General features: G+C 70.2%; 2 protein-coding genes. Both read left to right on the top strand.

All coding sequences use genetic code 11. The features are described 5' to 3' along the window. Positions 1 to 57: 57 nt before the first annotated feature. Positions 58 to 1,587: a sugar ABC transporter ATP-binding protein gene (locus FNH08_RS47040; protein ID WP_152777990.1), complete on the top strand. Its 1,530-nt coding sequence runs from the start codon at positions 58 to 60 to the stop codon at positions 1,585 to 1,587. Next, complete coding sequence (locus FNH08_RS47035; protein WP_322726562.1) at positions 1,577 to 3,529, top strand: ABC transporter permease/substrate-binding protein; 1,953 nt, start codon at positions 1,577 to 1,579, stop codon at positions 3,527 to 3,529. Before FNH08_RS47040 ends, FNH08_RS47035 begins: the two co-directional genes overlap by 11 nt. The last annotated feature ends 55 nt before the right edge of the window (positions 3,530 to 3,584 follow it).

The following is a 3,584-nucleotide window of genomic DNA, read 5'->3' as shown; positions in this document are numbered from 1 at the left end:
CTCCCCCGCACAACCCTCCCCCGTACGAAGGAGCAAGCCGTGAGCAACCCGGACGAGTTGCCGCAGGGCGAACTGCTACGCGTCGAAGGCATACGGAAGACCTTCCCTGGCGTGGTCGCGCTCGACGGCGTGGACTTCGATCTGCGCCGCGGCGAGGTGCACGTCCTGCTCGGCGAGAACGGCGCGGGCAAGAGCACCCTCATCAAGATGCTGTCCGGCGCCTACCGCCCCGATGCCGGGCGGATCGTGGTGGGCGGCGAGGAGGTGCGCGTCCATGGCGCGCAGGACTCCGAGCGCCTCGGGATCGCCACCATCTACCAGGAGTTCAACCTCGTTCCCGATCTGACGGTCGCCGAGAACATCTTCCTGGGGCGGCAGCCGCGCCGCTTCGGGCTGATCGACCGGAAGAAGATGGAGGCCGACGCCGCCGAGCTGCTGGAGCGCGTCGGCGTGAGCGTGCCCCCCGGCGCTCGTGTGCGTGAACTCGGTATCGCCCGCCTCCAGATGGTCGAGATCGCGAAGGCGCTGAGCCTGGACGCCCGCGTACTGATCATGGACGAGCCGACCGCCGTGCTCACCTCCGAAGAGGTCGACAAGCTCTTCGCCATCGTGCGCAGGCTGCGCGAGGACGGCGTCGGGATCGTCTTCATCACGCACCACCTGGAGGAGATCGCCGCCCTCGGCGACCGGGTCACCGTCCTCCGGGACGGAAAGAGCGTCGGCCAGGTGCCCGCGTCCACGCCCGAGGACGAGCTCGTCAAGCTCATGGTGGGCCGGTCCATCGAGCAGCAGTACCCGCGTGAACGCCCGGAGACGGGTGAGGCGTTGCTGCGCGTCGAGGGGCTCACCAGGGACGGTGTCTTCCACGACGTCAGCTTCGAGGTGCGGGCCGGAGAGGTCGTCGGCGTCGCGGGCCTGGTCGGAGCGGGCCGTACGGAGGTGGTGCGGGCGGTGTTCGGCGCCGACCCGTACGACAAGGGCCTCGTGAAGGTCGCGGGTGCCGAGCTGCGCCGCCACGACGTGAACGCCGCCATGGAGGCCGGGATCGGGCTCGTCCCCGAGGACCGCAAGGGCCAGGGGCTCCTCCTGGACGCCTCGGTGGCGGAGAACCTGGGCCTGGTCACCCTGCGCGGCGCGACCCGCGGCGGTTTCGTCGACCTCAAGGGGCAGCAGGAGGCCGCCGCCCGTGTCGCCGGGCAGCTCGGCGTGCGCATGGCCGGGCTCCACCAGCATGTGCGCACCCTCTCCGGCGGCAACCAGCAGAAGGTCGTCATCGGCAAGTGGCTGCTCGCCGAGACCAAGGTGCTCATCCTCGACGAGCCGACGCGCGGTATCGACGTCGGCGCCAAGGTCGAGATCTACCAGCTGATCAACGAACTGACGGCCGCCGGAGCCGCCGTCCTGATGATCTCCAGCGATCTGCCCGAGGTGCTCGGCATGAGCGACCGGGTCCTGGTGATGGCTCAGGGCCGCCTCGCGGGCGAACTCCCCGCCGCCGAGGCCACGCAGGACGCGGTGATGGCACTCGCCGTAAGCACACCCACCAGCACAACCACCACCGAAGTGGAGGCCCCCCGTGGCCACTGACACGCTCAAGAGCACATCGGGCGCGAGTGGCGCCCCGGGGCTTCGCCGCCTCCTGCTCGACAACGGCGCGCTCACCGCGCTGATCCTCCTCGTCGTCGCGATGTCGGCCCTGTCCGGCGACTTCCTGACGACGGACAACCTGCTCAACATCGGCGTCCAGGCGGCCGTGACCGCCATCCTCGCCTTCGGCGTCACCTTCGTGATCGTCTCGGCGGGCATCGACCTCTCGGTCGGCTCGGTCGCCGCGCTGTCGGCCACCGTCCTCGCGTGGAGCGCGACGTCGGAGGGCGTGCCGGTCTGGATCGCCGTGATACTCGCGATCGCCACGGGCATCGCCTGCGGCCTCGTCAACGGCGTCCTCATCTCGTACGGGAAGCTCCCGCCGTTCATCGCCACGCTGGCCATGCTGTCGGTGGGCCGCGGTCTGTCCCTGGTGATCTCGCAGGGCAGCCCGATCGCGTTCCCCGACTCGGTCTCGCACCTCGGGGACACGCTCGGCGGCTGGCTGCCGGTGCCCGTGCTCGTGATGATCGTCATGGGGCTGGTCACGGCCGTGATCCTGGGCCGTACGTACATCGGCCGCTCCATGTACGCGATCGGCGGCAACGAGGAGGCGGCCCGCCTCTCCGGTCTGCGGGTGAAGAGGCAGAAGCTCGTCATCTACGCGCTGTCGGGCCTGTTCGCCGCCGCGGCCGGGATCGTGCTCGCCTCCCGCCTGTCCTCCGCGCAGCCGCAGGCCGCGCAGGGCTACGAGTTGGACGCGATCGCCGCGGTCGTCATCGGCGGTGCCTCGCTGGCCGGTGGTACGGGCAAGGCGTCCGGGACGCTGATCGGCGCGCTGATCCTGGCGGTGCTGCGCAACGGCCTCAACCTGCTGTCGGTGTCGGCGTTCTGGCAGCAGGTCGTGATCGGTGTCGTGATCGCGCTGGCCGTGCTGCTGGACACGCTGCGGCGCAAGGCGGGGGCGACTCCGGTGGCCGCGGGGACCGGGGTGCCCGGTGGCAAGGGCAGGCAGGCGGCGACGTACGTCATCGCTGCCGTGGTCGCGGTGGCGGTCGTGGGGGCGATGTCGTTCCTGCACAGCGGTACGTCGGCGGCGAAGGAGCAGAAGATCGGGCTGTCCCTGTCGACGCTCAACAACCCGTTCTTCGTGCAGATCCGGGCGGGCGCGCAGGAGGAGGCGAAGAAGCTCGGCGCCGATCTGACCGTCACCGACGCGCAGAACGACGCCTCGCAGCAAGCCAACCAGTTGCAGAACTTCACCAGCGAGGGTGTCGGCTCGATCATCGTCAACCCGGTGGACTCGGACGCGGCGGGTCCGTCGGTGCGTGCCGCGAACAAGGCCGGCATCCCCGTCGTCGGTGTCGACCGGGGCGTCAACAAGGCGGAGACGGCCGCGCTCGTGGCCTCCGACAACGTCGAGGGCGGCAAGCTGGGTGCGAAGGCGCTGGCGGAGAAGCTGGGTGGCAAGGGCAAGATCGTGATCCTTCAGGGGCTGGCGGGTACGTCCGCGAGCCGTGAGCGCGGTGCCGGTTTCGCGGAGGGGCTGAAGGCGTACCCCGGTATCGAGGTCGTCGCCAAGCAGCCCGCCGACTTCGACCGTACGAAGGGGCTCGACGTCATGACGAACCTGCTCCAGGCTCACCCGGACGTCGACGGTGTCTTCGCCGAGAACGACGAGATGGCGCTCGGTGCGGTGAAGGCGCTCGGCGCCAAGGCCGGGAAGTCCGTCGCCGTCGTCGGGTTCGACGGCACGCCGGACGGGCTGAAAGCGGTCAAGGGCGGCACGCTGTATGCGTCGGTCGCGCAGCAGCCGACCGAACTTGGGCGGATAGCGGTCCGGAACGCGCTTGCGGCCGCGGAGGGCGAGAAGGTGGAGGAGACCGTGAAGGTGGCGGTGAAGGTGGTTACGGCGGAGAACGTGGACGGGTTCAGCGGCTGACGCGGGTCGCTGCGCGGTGCCGGGTTTTCCTCGCCCCCGCCGCCCCTACCCGTCC

The organism is Streptomyces spongiae, assembly GCF_009377185.1.
Classification (GTDB): Bacteria; Actinomycetota; Actinomycetes; order Streptomycetales; family Streptomycetaceae; genus Streptomyces; species Streptomyces spongiae.
This window is presented reverse-complemented; position numbering and strand designations above follow the sequence as displayed.